Below are 18068 nucleotides of genomic sequence, written 5' to 3'. Positions count from 1 at the left end.
CGTCGGTTCGGCTTGACTTGGGGCTCGCGAGCGGCGATGCTCGACTCAGCTAAGGTGATAAAGCGCTTTAGCAGCGCTCGGACAAGCTACCACCCGATAGCCAACACAGCAACGAAGCGAAGAGAGAGGTTTCAACGATGAAACGCACCCCCTGGACCCTCGCGGCCGCCACCGCCGCGGTAGCCCTCGCGAGCCTCACCGCGTGCGCGGGAGCCCCCACCGCGGAGGACTTCGAGAAGCAGGACGTCACGATCACGATCGGCAACCAGCCGCCCGCCAGCCAGGAGGCGGAGCTCGCCTACTTCACCGAGAAGGTCGACGCCTTCCGCGAGGCGCACCCCAACTGGACCATCGAGACATCGGAGGCCACGTGGGATCCGGCGACGTTCGCCGCGCAGCTCGCCGGCGGCAACCTCCCGACCGTCTTCGGCGTGCCCTTCACCGACATCGGCAGCCTCATCGAGCGCGGCCAGGTCGCCGACATCACGAGCGCCCTCGAGACCACCGGGCTCTCCGACCAGCTCAACGCCTCCACGCTCGAGATCGCCCAGGACGGCGAAGGACACGTGTTCGGCATCCCGACCGACGCCTACGCGCTCGGCCTCGCCTACAACCGGGCGCTCTTCGAGGAGGCCGGTCTCGACCCGAACAGCCCGCCCACGACGTGGGAGGAGGTCCAGGTCGCGGCGAAGGCGATCACCGAGGCCACCGGCAAGGCCGGTTACTCGCAGCTCACCAAGGACAACCAGGGCGGGTGGATCCTCACCGCGCAGACCTACAGCTTCGGCGGCACGATGGAGAACGCTGAGGGCACCGAGGTGACCTTCGACTCCGCCGAGACCCGCGAGGCACTCGACGTCATCCGCACGATGCGGTGGGAGGACGACTCCATGGGGTCGAACTTCCTGCTCGGCGCCGCGGACCTCGCCCAGTCGTTCGCGGCCGGGGAGGTCGGGATGTTCGTGATCCAGTCGCTCGCCTACCAGCCCATCGTCGAGGTGTTCGGGATGCCCGCGGAGGACTTCGGCTTCACGACGCTGCCGACGGCCGACGGGGGCGACCCGGTCACCCTCTCGGGTGGCAACGTGGAGATCGTCAACGCGAAGGCGACGGAGGCCGAGAAGGTCGCCGCCGTCGAGTGGATCGACTTCTACAAGCTCGAGAAGTACCGCTCGGAGGACGCGGCGATCGCGGATGCCCAGCTCAAGGTCGACCAGAACACGGCCGTGGCCATCCCGGGCCTGTCCCCCGTGAGCGACGAGCAGTACGAGACGTACCTCGGCTGGATCGCCGACCTGAACAACGTCCCGACCGCCAACTTCCAGCCGTACCTCCAGCGGGCGGCCTCCCAGACGGTCATCCCGGAGCCGAAGAGCGACGCACAGGAGCTCTACGCGGCGCTCGACCCGGTCGTGCAAGCTGTACTCACCGACGAGGGCGCCGATGTCGACGCGCTCCTCGGCCAAGCCGCCGACGCCATCCAGGCCCGGCTCGCACGCTGACAGACCGGTGGTCGGGATCGCGCTTACCCGGCGGTCCCGACCACCCCACCAGAAAGACACGATGAGCACCTCGATACACCGCGCGTCCTCGCCGCGAGAGCGGATCATCCGCTGGCGGCGGCGCGGCGGGCTGAGCGCGCTCGCCCTCGCCTTGCCCGTCCTGATCGTCTTCGGATACTTCTCCTGGAAGCCGCTCGTCCAGGGCGTCGTGATGGCCTTCCAGAAGTGGAACTTCGTCTCCGACCCGACGTGGGTGGGGCTCTCCAACTTCCAGTACGTCCTCGCCGACCCCCTCCTCGCGGTCGCGGTCGGCAACACCCTCCTCTTCACCGTGCTCGCGCTCGCGTTCGGATTCCCGCTGCCGCTCGCCCTCGCGGTGGCCGTCTCCACCCTGCGCGACCGCACCCGGCGACTCGCGTCCTTCCTCGCCTACCTGCCGGTCATCGTGCCTCCGGTAGTCGCGATCCTGCTGTGGAAGGTCTTCTACGACCCGAGCGAGAGCGGGCTCTTCAACAGTGTGCTCGCGGCCGTCGGGCTCGGGCCGTTCCCGTGGCTCAACGCCGCGGCATCCGCGATGCCCTCGATCGTGCTCGAGGCGACGTGGGCCGGAGCCGGCACCGCGACCCTCATCTACCTCGCCGCGATCACCTCGGTGCGGCCGGAGCTGTACGAGGCCGCGGAACTCGACGGCGCCGGCATCGCCTCGAGGATCTGGCACGTCACGTTCCCCCAGCTGCGCACGGTCATCCTCATCATGCTGCTGCTGCAGGTCATCGGCGCCGCGCAGGTCTTCGCCGAGCCGTACCTCTTCACCGGCGGCGGCCCCCAGAACGCCACCCTCACCGTCATGCTCCTGCTGTACCGGTACGCGTTCACCGGCGGCGACTACGGGGCGGCGACCGCCCTCGGTGTGCTCCTCGCCCTCGTGCTCGCCGCGCTCTCGGCGCTCTACCTCGTCATCACGAGGAGGTGGAGCGAGTGAGCCGCGCGATCGCGGAGCCGGAGTCGCGCGGGCTGCTCTCCCGCCACGACCTCCGGCGACCCGGCACGAGCATCCTCGTCCGCACGATCCACGTGCTCGTGCTCGTCGGCGTCGTCGTCGCGGGAGCCGGCCCGCTCGCCTGGCTCGCGTTCGCGTCGCTCAACACCACCCAAGAGGTGCTTCGCGACCCCTTCGCGGTGTGGTTCCACGCCGACGAGTGGTCCAACTACACCGCGGCCTTCGGCACGATCGACATCGGCCGCTACCTGCTCAACACGGTCGTCTTCGCGGTGGGCGCCTGCCTCGCCAACCTCATCGTCTCGACCTCTGCCGCCTACGTGATCGCCGTGCTCCGCCCGCGGTGGGGTGGCGTGCTGAGCGGGGCGATCCTCGCGACGCTGTTTCTGCCCGGCATCGTGTCCCTCGTGCCCCTGTACCTCACGGTGCTCGACCTGCCCCCGTTCGGCGTGAACCTGCAGAACACCTACTGGGCCGCGTGGCTGCCCGCCGCGGCGAACGCGTTCAGCATCCTCATCATGGTCGGGTTCTTCCGGTCGCTGCCGCGCGAGCTCATCGAGGCGGCGCGCCTCGACGGGGCCGGCAACCTCCGGATGCTGTGGAGCATCGTGCTCCCCCTCTCGCGACCGATCCTCGGAGTGGTCGCCCTGCTGTCGATCATCGCGGCGTGGAAGGACTACCTCTGGCCGTCGCTGGTGCTCGCGGATGCCTCGGTCCAGCCGATCTCCGTCGCCCTGCCGATTGTCGGCAAGATCACCGACCTGTCGGTGTTCCTCGCGGCGCTCTTCCTCGCGACCATCGTGCCCGTCGTGCTCTTCATGGTCTTCTCGAAGCAGATCCTGTCGGGCGTCGGGGCATCGTCGGGGTTGAAGGACTGACGATCCGGCCCGGCTGAGCGCGCCCGTCAGCTGATGAGGGACTCGAGCACGAGCGAGCGCGGGCTCGTGGTGCCGCCCACCGTGGAGCGGCCCGGCACGAGCATCCCGGGCACCGTCACGATCGTGGGCTTGTCGTCGTCGGCGGCAGGGTCGAGGCGCGCGACCGCGAGGTCGGCGGCGGTCGCGCCGACGACGTCGAACCGCAAGTCGATCGACGTGAGGAACGGGTCGGTGTTGCCGATCATGCCGGCGGCGTTGTCGACGCCCACGATCGCGACGTCCTCGGGGATGCGGATGCCCGACGCGAGCAACTGCGCCTCCAACCCGATCGCGATCTGGTCGTTGCCCGCGAAGATGGCGTCGATGTCGCGGATGCTGCCGTCCTCCACCATGCGGCGGGCGGCGGCGAAACCCCAGTCGCGGGTGAACGAGCCGTACGAGACATCCACGAGCCGCTGCCCGGCGCGCTCGAGCTCCTCGGTGAGCCCGCGCTCGCGGTCGCGCACCGAGGTCAGGCTGGACTCGGCCGTGACGTGCGCGATGCGCGACCGCCCCACCTCGAGGAAGTGCTGCGCGGCGAGCGCGCCGGCGTGCGCGTCGTCGGGCAGCACGCAGATGTCCTGGGGGTCGTCGGAGCGCGAGAGGGCGTACACGACGGGCCCGGAGAACTCGTGCGACACGGAGGCGCTGCGCGAGTCGGTGCCCTCGCCGATGACCACGACTCCGTCGACGTGGCGGGCCTGGAGCCTCCGCACATGCTCGCGCCGGAGCTTCACGTCGTGCGCCGCGTCATAGAGGGTGCTCGCGAGGTCGACGCGGCTGAGGGAGCGGTTGGCGCCGACCAGCACGGGCATGCAGAACATGCCGGACGCGTTCTCGGCGAGGATGCCCACGGTGCTGCTGCGACCGGATGCGACGGAGCGGGCGAGCGCGTTCGGCCGGTAGTCGAGTCGTCTCGCCGTCTCGAGCACGCGCTGGCGGGTCGCCTCCGCGACGCGCCCCGACCCGTTCATGACCTGGGATGCCGTCGCGAGCGAGACGTCCGCCGCGCGGGCCACTTCGACCAGCCGCACCGATCGATTGGACATGGAGCCTCCCGAGTTGTCTCGCTCGAGTCTAGCTGCCGAATCGCTTTTACCCCAGAGGATAGCTCGCTATTTCCCCGGCCCCGCGGCCTCACAATCGCGTTCACGAGCATTGACCTCGGCTGCCGTTCCGTGCCAGGCTGTGCCGTGATAAAGCGCTTTGGCAACGATGCCAGCGCGGAGGAGAACGCAATGATGCATCACCGGATCCTGGCGGCGCTCGCCGCTACAGCCATCGGGATGGCTGCCTCGTTGGCGGCGGTCGCCGCCCCCGCAGCCGCAGTTCCCACGACCTACTACGTCGACGCCGTCGCCGGCGATAACAACGCCGCAGGCACCACCACGTCGTCCGCCTGGAAGACCCTCGCCAAGGTGAACGCCACCACGTTCCAGCCGGGCGACAGCATCCTCTTCAAGAGCGGCCAGACCTGGAACGGGCAGCTGCACCCGCTCGGCTCCGGGACCTCCGGCTCCCCCATCACCATCAGCTCCTACGGCACCGGGTCGAAGCCCCTCATCAACGGCGCGAGCCTCCCGAGCGGCTGGGGCACCGGCGCCGCCGTGTACCTCGTCAATCAGCAGTACTGGACCATCAGCGGGCTCGCGGTGAAGAGCAACTCGGGCGTCGACAACTTCGGCGGGCTGAACGAGGCCGACTGGAAGCTTCAGCGGCACGGAATCCTCGTCTACAACAACGGAGCGGGCACCCTGGGCGGCATCACCATCACCAACAACACGGTGAGCGACGTCAACGGCTGCTTCACGTGCCAGGGCATCGAGGCCCACTCGAACGGCGGCATCGTCGTGCGCGCCGAGCAGGAGAACGACTCCTTCAGCGGCGTGAGCATCGACCACAACTCGGTCAGCAACGTGGGCCGCGGCGGCATCGTGTTCTGGGACGAGTCGACCGGCCTCTCCCTCACCGACTGGGTCATCGACCAGCCCCTGCTCAGCACGGGCGTCAAGGTCGAGGACAACACCGTCAGCACCATCGACAGCGACGGCGTGCTCGTGCTCGGCACGTACAACGCGATGCTGCAGCGCAACGTCGTCGCGAACGCCGGTCAGCGCACGATCGAGAACTCCACCACCGCACCCTCGGCCGGTCTCTGGCCGACGCGCTCCATCGGCGCGGTCGTGCAGTACAACGAGGTCTACGGGACTCTCACGCACGGCACCGACGGTCAGGGCTTCGACGTCGACCTCGCGAGCATCGACACCCTCGTGCAGTACAACTACAGCCACGACAACGAGGGCGGGTTCCTGCTGATGATGGCGGGCGCATCCTCGAACCTGACCGTGCGCAACAATCTCAGCGTCAACGACGGCTACGGCGGCGAGAAGGGCATCTTCACCTTCTCGTACGGCGTCCCGATCAACACCGAGATCTACAACAACACGATCTACGTGAAGTCGGGCCTCGCCTCCAAGATCATGTACTGCGACGGATGCGACGGCTCGACCGGCGGCGCGTGGAGCTTCCGCAACAACATCGTCGTGAACAACGGCTCGGGTGGCTACACCTACCCGAACACCGCGGGTGCCGTCTTCGACTACAACGTCTTCTACGGCAACCACCCCTCGAGCGAGCCGGCCGACCCGCACAAGCTCACCTCGAACCCGCTGCTCGTCTCCCCGTCGACGACCGCACCCACCGGCCTCACCTCGGTCGCCGGCTACACGATTTCGAGCACGTCGCCCGCGAAGGGGTCGGGCACGCTCATCGTCGGCAACGGCGGCAAGGACTACTTCGGTAACGTCCTGTCGCCGACGGCGGTGCCGAGCCGCGGCTTCCACGAGGCGAACACGATGACGGACCCCGGCTCCCTCGGCGACCCGCTGAACAACTGGAACCTCACGACGTCGCACTCGGCGAACATGGTGCTCGACACCACCGGCCCCATGAACCAGATGGCTGGAGACGCGTCGCGGGTGTCGCGGTCGGATGCCTCGGCCGGCTCGGTCACCTGGTCGCTGGCAGGGATGAAGACCTTCTCCGCCCGGGTCTACCACTACTGGTCGACCATTGCGATCACCTGGCAGTCGTCGACGAACGGCACGACGTGGACCACTGTCGCGACGAACACGACCGCCCCGACGGCGACCGCGAACTACTGGTCGCGGACGACGTTCACCCCCACGGCGAACCTGCCCGCCGGCACGACGTACCTCCGAGCCACGATCTCGGATGCGACGCCGTGGGCCGTACAGATCGGGGACATCGTCATCACGAAATAGGCCTGGCCAGACGAAAGAGGGGCCCCGCGGGACGACCCGCGGGACCCCTCCATATGCTGTCTGAAACGACAGGATTACACTCGGGGTCATGAGCACGAGCGACAGGCCCGAGGCGTCACGTCGGATTGCGGCGGACTTCCCCTACCGCTCGGAGCTCCTCGCGAACCTGAGCGCCCTCATCCTGTTGTGGGACTCACCGGCCGTACAGGGTCAGATTCTCGCCAAGACGGGCGGAGCAGTCGACCAGCAGTCGCACGCCGCGCTTCGGCATCTCCTGGCCTGGGGTCCCATGCGCCCTACCGCGATGTCGGAGGTCCTCGGGACCGGCGCATCCCACGTCAGCAAGATCGTGGGGCGACTCGAGGAGGCCGGCCTCGTGGTTCGCTCGACAGACCCAACGGATCGCCGGGCAACCTTGATCGCCCTGACCGAGGAAGGCGAGACCGCAGCCCGAGGCGTCTACGAGCTCGGCGATCGAATGATCAACGAGGTGCTCGAGCAGTGGTCGCGAGAGGACGTGGAGCTCTACACCTCGCTCACGCGCCGGTTCGTCAGCGATGCGATCAGCGCGGCAGACGCGATGCTGGAACGCGGGCTGCGCCCACTGGAGGCGTAGAACCCCTCCGTCAACGACGAGGGGGCCGCCTCCCCGGCAGCCCCCTCGTATCGTTCGCGGTCGCTAGACCGATTCCGACGCCGGCGCGAAGTCGAGCTGGATGACCCGCCCGTCATCGTCCAGGTGGAACTGGTACTCCAGCTCCACCACGCCGCCCGGGAAGTCTCCCTCCAGTCGGTACGACGCACCCACCATTCCGTCCACCTCGCGGGCACGAAGAAAGGTAAGGGTGGTCGAGTAGAGGCCGATCGCACCGTCGATCCACCCACGGATCTCGGTGCGTCCGCGGTAGGTGTGCCCTTCGTCGGATACGACGGCGTTCTCGGCAAAGAGCGCCTCGACCCCGTCGGGCTTACGCCCTTGCCATCCGTCGACGAACCCGTGCACGGCTGCCGGGAGCTCGGCGCTCGTCAATTGCTTGCTCATGTCGTTCCTCTATTCCGCACGATCTCTCGACAAGTCAGCGCGGAGTGCACTACTCAGAAACCGTCCTATAGGACAGTATCATATTAGTGTCCATTACGACAGTAAAGGCGGCCCGCATCAGCCGGATAGGGTGGCCGTGTGAACGGCGGACTCGCAATGCTGATCGATCTCGCCCTGCGCGCGAACCAATGGCTGGCGGCGGATGCGAAGCCGCCAGCCGTCGATCTGCTGTGGATCGACGACACGTTCAAGTTCATCGGGGAGTTCTCGACCGTCACCTCGGGCCTCGGTCGGGTCGATCGGGCGCCGGAGGGCACCGGCGGCTGGTTCGACGCCGTCCGAGATACTGGCGCCCAGCACGTTCGCCTGACCCTCAACACGGCGGCAGGCGGTATGTCACCGTGGCTCGCCTCAGCGTTCGCCAACGGCAACGACTGGGGACTGGTGTCGGTGGGAGTTCGACCCGTGCTCTGGAGGGCGCGCTGGGAGGTCGCCAACCCATCGGCCCCCGATCGCCGGATCTGGCGAGTCACCGTGACCGGAGAGTGGACGACCCTCGCCGCCCCCGCTCCAGACGTCCGCCTGAGCGCCGTCGAACTCGACACCGCATTGCAGGCGCTCGGAGACTTCGCGGCGCGGAGCGGAGAGTCCGGGTGGGCGACCGTGATGCAGCGGGCGCGGTCGCAGCTTTCAGCGGAGAGTCCCGAATGCGCCTACTACCCCGAAATGGTGCCCCAGGGTTCGTTGCCTTTGGATCGCCATCAGCTCCTCGCGGCGGCCACTCACGGTTGGATTTTCGGGGGGATGGGGTCGTGGAACGACTCTGTCCAGGGTGACTCCGACGAATACGAGCGAGTGAGCAGCGACCTCTGGAACGCGCTGACTCGCGCATTCATGGCCGCTGTCAACGCCTAGACGATCCACAGGGGACGGGCGAAGAACTCGACTGCGGCCTCGGTGCCCCTGGAGTGACCTTCCAACCCCAAATGTACCGATCAGTTCGCGGACGCGACTGACGTTTTCCCATCACCGCCCATTCAAAGGTCGGGTGTACTGTTCGACGCGAATGAGGGCGACGTGGTCCCCGGCAGGGTTCGGCACTCGACACCTCTTGCCTCATAGGCGTCTCGGGCTTCGGACGAATCGTCAAACGCGAACTCCGGTTCGATCCCCAGTTCGCTGAGTGCGGTCAGAACACGCATCTTGTGCTCGAGACCGCGCACAGTGTCGCCCGGAGGGCGCAGGACGATGGCGTCCCACCGGACTTCGTGTCGCTCGAGCCAGGATTGGGTCAGTTGCATGGCGATCGACGGGCGACCGCTGACTATCACCACCGGCCGCTCGGCGCTGTGGCTGTCGAGCCACTCGATCTCAGGGAGGAGTGGCGGGTCGTTCTTCGCCGCAAGGCTGAATGCGAGCCAATCGGGGATGCTCGACGCGAGGTGGTGGCGTCGATGTCCCGGATCGGTGAGCGTCCCGTCCAGGTCTGCGACGACGGGCCGGGAACCTCGGGTAAGCCGATGAGATGCCGCCAGCACGCAGGTCGCGATCGTCGACCACGAATGAAAGTCCGCGGCGGAGAGTCGTCCGGGACCCGGCGAGGAGAGCGGCACGTCCATGACCGCGGATCACATCCTCTCGAAGACGGCGAATGCGTGAATGTTCTGCCGGTTGCGATGACGGTCATGGTCATCCATTCGACGCAGTTCATCGACGACCGGTTGCACGATCGTCGCCCACGTTTCTTCGTCAAGGTCTCGAAGGTGACCGTACGAGCGAGTGGCGATTCGATCAGCCATTCCGTCGGGTCGCTGGGAGAACTTCACCACCATGTCACCGGCGGTCACCACACGGAACCCGCACGACTCCGCGAGAGACACGATCGCCGTCTCGCGCTCGACGCGATCCGCTCTGACGACGTCGAGCCGCTGAAGGAGACTGCCGATGACGTCCCACTCCGGATGCGAGGGGATACCGGACAGGTAGAACATCCGCGCGCCGGGGCGAAGAACGCGTCTCGCCTCCGAAAGGGCCCGACGAGGATCTGCCACGTGGTTGAGAACCCATACGGCGATCGCACCATCGAACGTCTCCGCGTCGAAAGGAAGATGCTCGACGTCCGCCTCGACCGCATTCCCGTCGAGGATCGGCGATGCCAGTCGAATCATCTCGGGCGAGATGTCAACTCCGACCACTCTCCGGGTCGCGGTCGTCAGTCTCGCAGCGAGCTGACCGGGGCCGGTTCCGAGCTCCACGACGATACCGTCGCGGCACAAGTAGGGGTCGATCAGATCCGCGAGCGCCGAAATGCGGCCGGCGCCGCCGCGCGACTGCACGTACTCGTGAGAGATCCAGCCGAAGCCAGTCGACATGTCGAGAGATTCCACCCTCGAATTGTGACGGGTGTCGAAGGCCGCTGTCGACGCGGCGATAGCGTGATGCCATGGTCAAACACAACTACTGGCCGCTTGATCGAGTGGCGGACCGTTCGGCGACCGCGGGATACCTTCGAAACGGCGATCCGCCCGACAGCGGAGCTTTCGCCGGCGAGATCCTCCGCGATCTCCGGAACGGTCCAAGCGACGCCACGATCGACGTCTGGGTTCAGGCCCGGAGCGAATCAGTGCCGACCCACACCGAGTCGCGGCCCTACAGTCAGTTTCTCGCGCTCGGGCAGGTGCGACGCGACCTGCGGGAGGTCGGACAGGCGCATCGTGCCGGCCCTTTCGTCCACACGATGTTCGGCAAGACACTGTTGTCGTTCGCGGTCAGCGAGCCGCAGCCCTTCAACTCCAGTCATGAACGCCCGCCCACCGAGCTCGCGTCCTACCTTCTCGGCCCACTCACACGATGCCGGCTGGAGGTGACGATGGCGCCCGACGAAGCTGCCGATCTGCTTCAGCGTGCGGGGTGGATCGCATCCATCGCCAGCGCCGTGACACGGAAGCGCAAGCTTCCGTCCTGGCACGCGGAAAGCGCGATCGAAGAGGCGCTGGCACGCGCGGATAGCGTCGAGGACGACCGAGATCTCGTGAAGTGCTTCACGACGCCTCCTTGGCGTGGTGACGCGTCCGACCTGCTGACGGATGCCCCCCTCACAGAAGACGTTCGCGACCTTCATTTCCCGAAACTGATCAGGGAGAACGAGTTCTACGCCGAATTCGCGTCTCGTCGGGCGCAGGACGACTACTACCTGTTGGCAACCGATGTGCACGGCCTTTTCGACGGGGTGCCCGGACGCTGGGACGGGTTGAGGCGCCTGCTGTTGCCCGGGCTGGAGGACTTCAGGCGCGGAACCATCTCCTTCGCCGACTTCTTGGCGGACGCCTATCGAATCCGCCTCTCCGTCACCCGACGGCTTCAGCACACCTTGGAGGCCCTCGCGTCTATCAAAGGATTGGAGTGCCCGATCTTCGCCCGCGGAGACGGAATCTTCGCGTTTGCGCACGCACGAACCCTGGGCACGATCGTTCGCGACCTCGATGCCTTCGGGCGAAGACAGGATGTGCTCCCCATCGGGGTCGGCATCGTGGAACTGAAGATTGGGCGCTCGCTCCGCGATTCGCTCGCACGCGTCGAAGCAGCACTCTGCATCACCAAGTTGGCGCCAGACGGTTCACCCGAGCGGATTCGCTACCTCTACGGCGAACCCGTCACGGGGCCGACGCAGCAGAGACTCGCCGCCGCTGTCGGAAACGTCAGCCATCAGGAGGGCGGGCCCGCCGTCCTGACGAAGGTAGATCTCGGGGTCCGCGGGTACCACGAACTGCTCGTCCCGTTCAGTCGCGACGCCTGAACGGGACAACTGGGCGGATTTTAGGCGAGGTCCCGCAGGAATGCGTTCAACTCTCTCGTACAGTCGGCTGGACGGGGACGCGAGACTCCGGATCGAAAGTTGTAGGAGTCCCAGACGTCGAGCCATTCGGATGGAGGCTCAGAGAGCAGGATCGGCCAGCCGAGCCCCCGGGCACCGGCTCTCTCTCTGAGCCAGTCGACGAGGCGCGAAGAATTGAGCGATGCAGACTCCCCGAGGACCAGGTCGTATACGTCGGCCAGGTCCTGCCAACGCGTGTGGCGACGAGCACCGGTGCGAATCATGGCGATCCGCGTCCATTTCTGCGCGATGCACTCTTCGCGGCTCGCGGCACGAACTCGGGCCAGTGGGAGGTCGGCGATCTCCGGAAGCGCGTAAGCCGCGACAGAGAACGCCGGGGTCAGTCTCAGGTCGATCCATGCATCATCCCGAGCGTGGAGGGCTTCGATGTCGCGATCGTCGACCGACGCGGGCCACACCCAGTTGATCGCCTCCTCCGCGACGACCTCGCCTCGGTGAAGCAGGTCGACCGTCTGCCAGGAAGCGTTCGGACTGGTCCGCGGGTCGGAGAACGTCACCGCGCGTGCTCGTCCCGATCTCAGTTCGAATGGCCCGCTCGATCGTCGCCATTCGTCCAGCACCGTCGGGGCCGTCGGACCCCCAGAGGAGAGCTGGATGTCGATGTCCTGCGGAAGCCGCGTGAGTTCCTCCGATTGCAGGAGGATCGACCAACTCCCGAAGAGTCGCCACTTCCCACCGCGTCCGAGCGACTCGGGCAGGAGACCGAGGACGACCAAGCCGCTGACGACGCGGAGTGCTTCCCATCTGGCGGCAATCACGACACATGCTTCTTCTTAAACAGTGGTTTCAGGAGCGAACGCGCCGCCGGGGTCGCGACGAGGACAGCGGCCAGGGCCATGGCGATCCCGAGCGCAATGAGGAGCTGGCAGACCGTGCGCTCATCGATTCCCGCCCAGATCGCAATCGCGGAGCTGATCGGAAGGGCGACAACCGTGACGAGCCCCAGCAGCGCGTTGGTGATCTCCTGCTCCGTGCGCTGAACCTGCGCCGAGTACTCCGTCAACTGCGCGGCAACCTCAGCTAGCTGGGCGGGAACCGCGTTCTCGGCCTGGTACGCCCGCAGGAAGTCGTCTTGGCTGCCTTGCGGAGCGATATCGGTGCGCCAGTAGATGCGGCGGAAGTCGACGAGTCGCCGCTCGAGTCGCCAGAGCGCCTGCTTGCCGGTTCCGCTGTTCCGCGCTTCGGCCAACTCATCGCGCAATTCTCCGACCATGATCCGTTGGAGGCGGGCGAAGAGCAGGGTGTCGGTGTAGAGACCTTCCGCAAAGAACTCGAGGCCCCCGTAGTCAAAACCGGTCGCACCTCTTGAGCTTCCATCGTCCGGCAGCAGGCCGACAAGAGCGATCGCCCCGCGGCCGACAAGACCACGGATCCGATTCGACATGGGGATGTAGGTGCCGACGTTCGGCATCATCGTGACGTCCGGCCCGTACCGCCCCGACGCCTCCAGGCTCGCAAGCCACAGGTTGTGACCGTCGATCTTCTTGGAGACCTTCACGAGGGGCGTGTCGGGCATCGTGGAAGAGTCGCTCGTCACGAGAGACACGTGTTCCGCGCGACGGTGCGACGACACGATGCGACCCCAAGGGTCGACGATCTCGTCAACCCACAGGCGCATGGCACCCCCGTGGCTGGGGTTGTGATTGACGACCTTGTTGATGACCCTCAGGACGTCGGCGTCGGGGTCGATCGAGAGGTGAACGATCAAGATCCCGTTGGGACGCGGGCCAGTCGTCGGCAGCCGCCAAACTTCGACCGCCTTGACCTTCGTGACCCCTGCAACCGGCGGCAGCGACAGTGAGGGACTCGACTGATGCCAGCGGTTGTTGTAGAGGATTTCGTCGAGACCCTCAATCAGATACTTCCTCCGGCCCACGCGATCGCCGGATAGCTCCCGGTCAGATCCTTCACGCCATCGGTTGTTGAAGGGGCCCACTTGCCAGGTCGAATCCGGGTCGGCGCTCAGCGCCAAAGGGATCTGCATCGATATGGCGGCGCGGCGGAGAACTGCTGACACGACGCTCCCTACCTCCTGCGAAGTCTCGCGGCCTCGACGAGGCCGGCCAAGTCGTCAAGGAGCTCCGCGACTCGGCTCATCGGCAGATCGGATGAGCTCTCGACCACGTCCGGGCGCGCCCTCAGGGAATAGACATCTGCGAAGGTCTTCTGACCTGGGCTCCGTGCCATCACCGTGACCGTGTCAACGCCGGCACGGGGTGACGCGTGATGGATCTCCTCCGCCGGCTCGTCGTACTCGGATCCCGCGCCGAGGGACACGATCGCATAGCGTGCGAGTCGAGTGACGCCGATGAACTCCAACTCGTCCCCGCGTTCCGGCCAGTACCGATAGTAGTAGTAGTCCTCGCCCGCGGACGACTCGACGTACGTCGCGATCCGGAGCTCGCCGCGCAGAACCAAGGACGCGAAATCCCAGCGATGGTTATGCAGATTGCCGACGGTAGCCGCGTCGGATTCGCTGTCGACACGACTCCAGAAGTGGGCACGGATGAGCGCGCCCGTCGCGGGATCGACGCCGAGCGTCAACTTCTCGAAGCCGTTCTCGTGACGAGAAGCAGGAATCCGGTCGGGTCGGGCGATCGCCTGCTGAACAAGGCCGAAGAGAAGGTCCCGGTCGAGTGCGGCCCTTAGGTCCTGGGACGGCATCGTTTTTGATCTCCCTCGTCCATCCGCTGGCCGCTGCCGTCGGCCCGCCCTCGTGCCCTGCAACGACAAGACTAGCGGCACACTCCAGATGAATCATGATGGCGCAGGTGGGCATTTCTATCCCACGCTGGAGAGCGTTTCCTATGAGATGACATCATCGCAGCTCGAGCGACGTCGGCCATGTCAGAAGCTCGCGAAGGTGTCGCGGCACGCGAGCACGCCACGCTTCGCGAATTCTTCAGGAACTTCCGAATCGGAGGATCGGGTCCGCACCGTCGACTCCCAACCTTTTGCGCCTGATGAACGAACCGGCTTCCAGCATCTGCCCAGGCGCGCGTCGGGAGGTCGTCGTCACTCAGGCGCCAGGCGACAAACAAGAATATTCTTCAAGGTCGCGATCAGTGCCTCGCCGCCCTCGCGACGGTCTGAGGCAACATCGGTTGCTTGCTGACGATCACGCTGGCAGTCGACCCCCACTCTCGTGCTGGCGACCTTGGGCGATGGTCGCTCTGGATTGATAACGCGATGGAAGGACCCCGCGCGGTCAGGTATCAGGAGGCTGAGGAGAGACCGGCACCGCAAGTGGTCCGCGCAAATTGCCACGACGCCGCGGTGCAAGTTGAGCCCCCAACGGTGCTGTGCCGGCCGCGGCAAGGGCCGCAACCCCAACGCCACGATCGCTGAAGTCGCGGGAACGGAGAAGAATGTTGGGGTCATCACCGTTCCCCAGGGGGTTGAACCCCCAGCGGTGCCCCTGGAGGGACTCGACGCCCCACCTAGGCCGCCAGAATGTCGCGGCAGCGCGAAGCCTGCGAGTCAGTCGACAAGCGACATTCTGGACTGCCGAGGCGGGGACCCCAGCGCTCCGAGGTGCCACCCACGACCACGAATGCGAGAAGCCCCGCGGCGCACGCTGCGGGGCTTCTCGCATTCGTGCCCCTGGAGGGACTCGAACCCCCAACCCTTTCCTTAGGACGGAACTGCTCTTCCATTGAGCTACAGAGGCGTGGCGGCATCCAGCTTACCGGCGGGCGCCGATGGGGAGTCTCGCACCGCGAGTGTTCCGAAATTGCCGCTATGGAGGGCCCTATTCCGACGAAATCGGAACACTCGGCGAAGCCAGCGAGCCAGCGGCGAGCCTAGCTCGGCGGGTACAGGAACGACACGACCGACGAGGCCGGGATCGTACGCTGGCTGTACATGCCCGGCACGTAGTTGTACTCCTCGAGCGTCACCGTGCCGTCGGCGTTGACCGACTTGACGTAGGCGACGTGGTTGCCGCCCGTGTAGGCGACAGCGCCGGGGATCGGCACGTTCGACACGGTGCGGCCGAGGGCCTCCCAGTTGTACTGCCACTGGCCGCCGTTGCCGCCGTAGGGGGTCAGGTTCGACCACACCCACTTGAAGGGGGCCGCGTAGTAGCCCTGGTCGCGGTTGATGCGCCAGGCCACGAAGTCCACGCACTCGCGGTAGTAGTAGTTGAGTGGCGAGAGCCCGCCGCCCTGGTCATCCGTCAGCTCGTACGGCCACGGGTAGTCGTCGCCGAGCTCGCGGGCGCCGGAGGCGAGGTATGCCTCGTTCGCTGCGGCGCGCAGCGCGTCCTCGTTGGCCTGGGCGAGCTGCTCCGGGGTGGTGGCGAGGAAGCCGTCGCGCGTCGCAAGCCCGGTGACCGCGTCGTCATCCACCTCGATCGACTGCGCGACGCCGGCGGGAGCGGCATCCGCGGTCGTCGACTCCGCCTCCTGCTGCGCATAGGCGGGAAGACCGGCCACCGCGAAGAGTCCGCCCACGACCGCCATGGTCGCGAGCACGCTCAGCGGGTTGCGCTTGGGCTGTGCCGCGACGGATGCCCGAACCGCCCCCATGGCGGGCTGTGCGAGCTCGCGGCGCACCTCCGCGGGAGCGACGCGCACCTCGGGAGCGACCGAGCGTCGGGCCGGCTTGCCCGCGGCCGAGGACTGGGCGGCGAGCGCCTCCCGGGCTTCGCGGCGGGACGTGTACTGCACCGGCTGCGGGGTCGCCTCAGTGGCGAACAGGTCGTCCGAGGAGCCGGACGGCGTGTAATCGACCACGAAGGAGGTGCCTTTCGGGAAAAGGATGACTTTTCGAGGGTACGCGACGACCCGCGACAAGTCTAATTGTCACAGCAAAGTAACGGCTAGGCCGCGGGAGCGAGGTACTCCTCCCAATCGGGCAGCGCGCGCTCGATGCCGCGCACGAGCCACGACGTGCCGTGCGGCGGCCGCGGGATGATCCGCAGCGTCCAGTTCATCTCCGCGGGGGTGCGGTCGCCCTTGATGTTGTTGCACTTGAGGCAGCAGGCCACGAGGTTCTCCCACGAGTCCTTGCCACCGCGCGAGCGGGGCAGCACGTGGTCGATCGTGTTCGCCGAGCCGCCGCAGTAACCACAGCGCTGATTGTCGCGGCGCAGCACGCCGCGTCGCGACACAGGCACGTTGCGACCGCTCGGGATGCGCACGTAGTTGCGCAGGATGATCACCGAAGGGCGATCCCACGCTCCCGCGGACCCCCAGACCGGATGCTCGGCATCCGCCGCGACGATCGACGCCTTCTGGTTCATGACGAGCACGAGTGCCCTCTTGAACGACACGACGGCGAGGGGCTCGTAGCCCGCATTCAGCACCAGGGTTCTCAACGGAGTCATCCTCTCGACAGAGCCTGCACGGCTTGCAGGCGTGTTCGACTGTCTCGGAGGTGACGCGCGAGAGGATTCCGGGCAAACAAAAAGGCACTGTCGCTAGGACAGTGCCTCGTGTTGGAGCGCGCGGCTGACCGCGCACCGACCGGTGTGCCGTATGAGGAACCGGACGCGCGCATCCACGGTTTGGATGCTGCGCCTGCTCGACATGTGGCTCTCCTCGTGCGAAAGACTCCGAGAGCTACAGGGTAACCCACGTCGGGGCGGCACTGGCTCAGTGGCGCGCCCCGACGGGATCAGATGCCGATACGGACGATGTAGTAGTCGCTCGTGTAGATCGGGCGGATCTCCACGACGCGCCCCTCGCTCGGCGCGTCGATGAACATGCCACCGCCGAGGTAGATGCCGTTGTGGCCGCTCATGGTCACGATGTCGCCGGGCAGGGCCGCCTCGGTCGCGATGGGCGTTCCCATCGCCGCGATGCCCGACACGGAATGCGGCAGCGCGATGCCGAACTGCGCGTAGACGAACGACACGAAGCCCGAGCAGTCGAAGCCGGCGGGGGTGTTGCCGCCGTAGACGTACGGAACGCCCTGGTACTGCTGGGCGACTGCCGCGACCTGCGCGAGATCGAAGTTCGGGTAGGGCGGGTTGGCGAGAAGGTCGCCGATCGACGGGCCGGAGTAGGCCGCGTAGGCGGCAGCCGCCGCGGCGCGAGCCTGCTCGGCGACGATCTCCTCGTGGGTGGTCGCCGAGAACCCGTCGCGGGTGGCGGCGACGGAGGCCGCAGCCGCCGCGACCGTCACGGTCTGCGCATCCGACTCCTTGAGGGCCTGCAGCGCCACCGTCGCGTCGGCCGCAGTCGTGTCCTGGACCGGCTGGAACGCGTAGGCCGGGAGGGCCATGGTCGCGAAGATGCCGGGAACGACGAGCGCGGTGACGGCGACGCTCAGGAAGTTCGACTTGCGCTTGCTCGGGGAGGCCTTCGTGAAGGCGGCGGGTACCGGGAGTCCGGAGGCGAGTGCCGGGGAGTCGTTGCTGGGTGTTTCGGTACTGCGGTGAAGCTCGGGTCCTACATTTGTCAAGAGTTTTTACCTCCTGGCGC

Annotated in this window: 17 protein-coding genes and 1 tRNA gene; 7 read left to right on the top strand and 11 right to left on the bottom strand. The window is 66.7% G+C overall.

Annotated elements, in window-relative coordinates; genetic code table 11:
* The first annotated feature begins 137 nt into the window (after positions 1-137).
* The 3 genes from Q5716_RS14520 (at position 138) to Q5716_RS14510 (ending at position 3380) form a co-directional block, all read left to right on the top strand.
* Entirely contained in the window at positions 138-1502 is a 1365-nt protein-coding gene (locus Q5716_RS14520; protein WP_305003871.1) for an extracellular solute-binding protein, read from the top strand.
* A gap of 61 nt (positions 1503-1563) precedes the next feature.
* Positions 1564-2484: a carbohydrate ABC transporter permease gene (locus tag Q5716_RS14515; protein ID WP_305003870.1), complete on the top strand. Its 921-nt coding sequence runs from the start codon at positions 1564-1566 to the stop codon at positions 2482-2484.
* Complete coding sequence (locus Q5716_RS14510; RefSeq protein WP_305003869.1) at positions 2481-3380, top strand: carbohydrate ABC transporter permease; 900 nt, start codon at positions 2481-2483, stop codon at positions 3378-3380. Before Q5716_RS14515 ends, Q5716_RS14510 begins: the two co-directional genes overlap by 4 nt.
* Positions 3381-3406: 26 nt before the next feature.
* Here the strand turns inward: Q5716_RS14510 and Q5716_RS14505 are convergent, their stop codons facing one another.
* Positions 3407-4468, bottom strand: coding sequence for a LacI family DNA-binding transcriptional regulator (locus tag Q5716_RS14505; protein ID WP_305003868.1), 1062 nt, complete (start codon positions 4466-4468; stop codon positions 3407-3409).
* 189 nt (positions 4469-4657) lie between these two features.
* Here Q5716_RS14505 and Q5716_RS14500 point away from each other — a divergent pair, with 189 nt between their 5' ends.
* Both Q5716_RS14500 and Q5716_RS14495 read left to right on the top strand, forming a co-directional pair.
* The gene (locus tag Q5716_RS14500) at positions 4658-6703 is read left to right on the top strand and encodes a right-handed parallel beta-helix repeat-containing protein (protein ID WP_305003867.1); all 2046 of its coding nucleotides are present in this window, start codon (positions 4658-4660) and stop codon (positions 6701-6703) included.
* Positions 6704-6791: 88 nt separating this feature from the next.
* The gene (locus Q5716_RS14495) at positions 6792-7319 is read left to right on the top strand and encodes a MarR family winged helix-turn-helix transcriptional regulator (protein WP_305003866.1); all 528 of its coding nucleotides are present in this window, start codon (positions 6792-6794) and stop codon (positions 7317-7319) included.
* Between the two features lie 63 nt (positions 7320-7382).
* Here the strand turns inward: Q5716_RS14495 and Q5716_RS14490 are convergent, their stop codons facing one another.
* Positions 7383-7745 carry a nuclear transport factor 2 family protein gene (locus Q5716_RS14490; RefSeq protein WP_305003865.1) on the bottom strand — a complete coding sequence of 121 codons (363 nt, stop codon included), beginning with the start codon at positions 7743-7745 and terminating at the stop codon, positions 7383-7385.
* Between the two features lie 138 nt (positions 7746-7883).
* On the opposite strand from Q5716_RS14490, the gene Q5716_RS14485 reads away from it, so the two are divergent.
* Complete coding sequence (locus tag Q5716_RS14485; RefSeq protein WP_305003864.1) at positions 7884-8660, top strand: hypothetical protein; 777 nt, start codon at positions 7884-7886, stop codon at positions 8658-8660.
* Between the two features lie 122 nt (positions 8661-8782).
* Here Q5716_RS14485 and Q5716_RS14480 read toward each other — a convergent pair whose 3' ends face one another.
* Positions 8783-9364, bottom strand: coding sequence for an HAD family hydrolase (locus Q5716_RS14480; RefSeq protein WP_305003863.1), 582 nt, complete (start codon positions 9362-9364; stop codon positions 8783-8785).
* 9 nt (positions 9365-9373) lie between these two features.
* Positions 9374-10132: a class I SAM-dependent methyltransferase gene (locus Q5716_RS14475; protein ID WP_305003862.1), complete on the bottom strand. Its 759-nt coding sequence runs from the start codon at positions 10130-10132 to the stop codon at positions 9374-9376.
* A 56-nt stretch (positions 10133-10188) separates the two neighbouring features.
* Here Q5716_RS14475 and Q5716_RS14470 point away from each other — a divergent pair, with 56 nt between their 5' ends.
* Complete coding sequence (locus tag Q5716_RS14470) at positions 10189-11541, top strand: hypothetical protein (protein ID WP_305003861.1); 1353 nt, start codon at positions 10189-10191, stop codon at positions 11539-11541.
* A gap of 20 nt (positions 11542-11561) precedes the next feature.
* Here Q5716_RS14470 and Q5716_RS14465 read toward each other — a convergent pair whose 3' ends face one another.
* The 7 genes from Q5716_RS14465 to Q5716_RS14435 form a co-directional block, all read right to left on the bottom strand.
* Positions 11562-12398 carry a nucleotidyl transferase AbiEii/AbiGii toxin family protein gene (locus Q5716_RS14465; protein ID WP_305003860.1) on the bottom strand — a complete coding sequence of 279 codons (837 nt, stop codon included), beginning with the start codon at positions 12396-12398 and terminating at the stop codon, positions 11562-11564.
* Positions 12395-13657, bottom strand: a complete 1263-nt coding sequence (locus Q5716_RS14460; RefSeq protein ID WP_305003859.1) for a hypothetical protein — start codon at positions 13655-13657, stop codon at positions 12395-12397. The genes Q5716_RS14465 and Q5716_RS14460 overlap by 4 nt, the downstream gene beginning before the upstream one ends.
* A gap of 8 nt (positions 13658-13665) precedes the next feature.
* Entirely contained in the window at positions 13666-14304 is a 639-nt protein-coding gene (locus tag Q5716_RS14455) for a hypothetical protein (protein WP_305003858.1), read from the bottom strand.
* Positions 14305-15238: 934 nt separating this feature from the next.
* Positions 15239-15310 (bottom strand) — tRNA-Arg (locus Q5716_RS14450).
* Positions 15311-15443: 133 nt separating this feature from the next.
* Entirely contained in the window at positions 15444-16376 is a 933-nt protein-coding gene (locus Q5716_RS14445) for a CHAP domain-containing protein (protein ID WP_305003857.1), read from the bottom strand.
* An 86-nt stretch (positions 16377-16462) separates the two neighbouring features.
* On the bottom strand, positions 16463-16960 hold the full coding sequence (locus tag Q5716_RS14440; protein ID WP_305003916.1) for an HNH endonuclease: 498 nt from the start codon (positions 16958-16960) through the stop codon (positions 16463-16465).
* 299 nt (positions 16961-17259) lie between these two features.
* Positions 17260-18048, bottom strand: coding sequence for a C40 family peptidase (locus Q5716_RS14435; RefSeq protein WP_305003856.1), 789 nt, complete (start codon positions 18046-18048; stop codon positions 17260-17262).
* Between the last annotated feature and the right edge of the window lie 20 nt (positions 18049-18068).

The sequence above is a fragment of the Antiquaquibacter soli genome, from assembly GCF_030580675.1.
GTDB classification, from domain to species: Bacteria; Actinomycetota; Actinomycetes; order Actinomycetales; family Microbacteriaceae; genus Rhodoglobus; species Rhodoglobus soli.
This window is presented reverse-complemented; position numbering and strand designations above follow the sequence as displayed.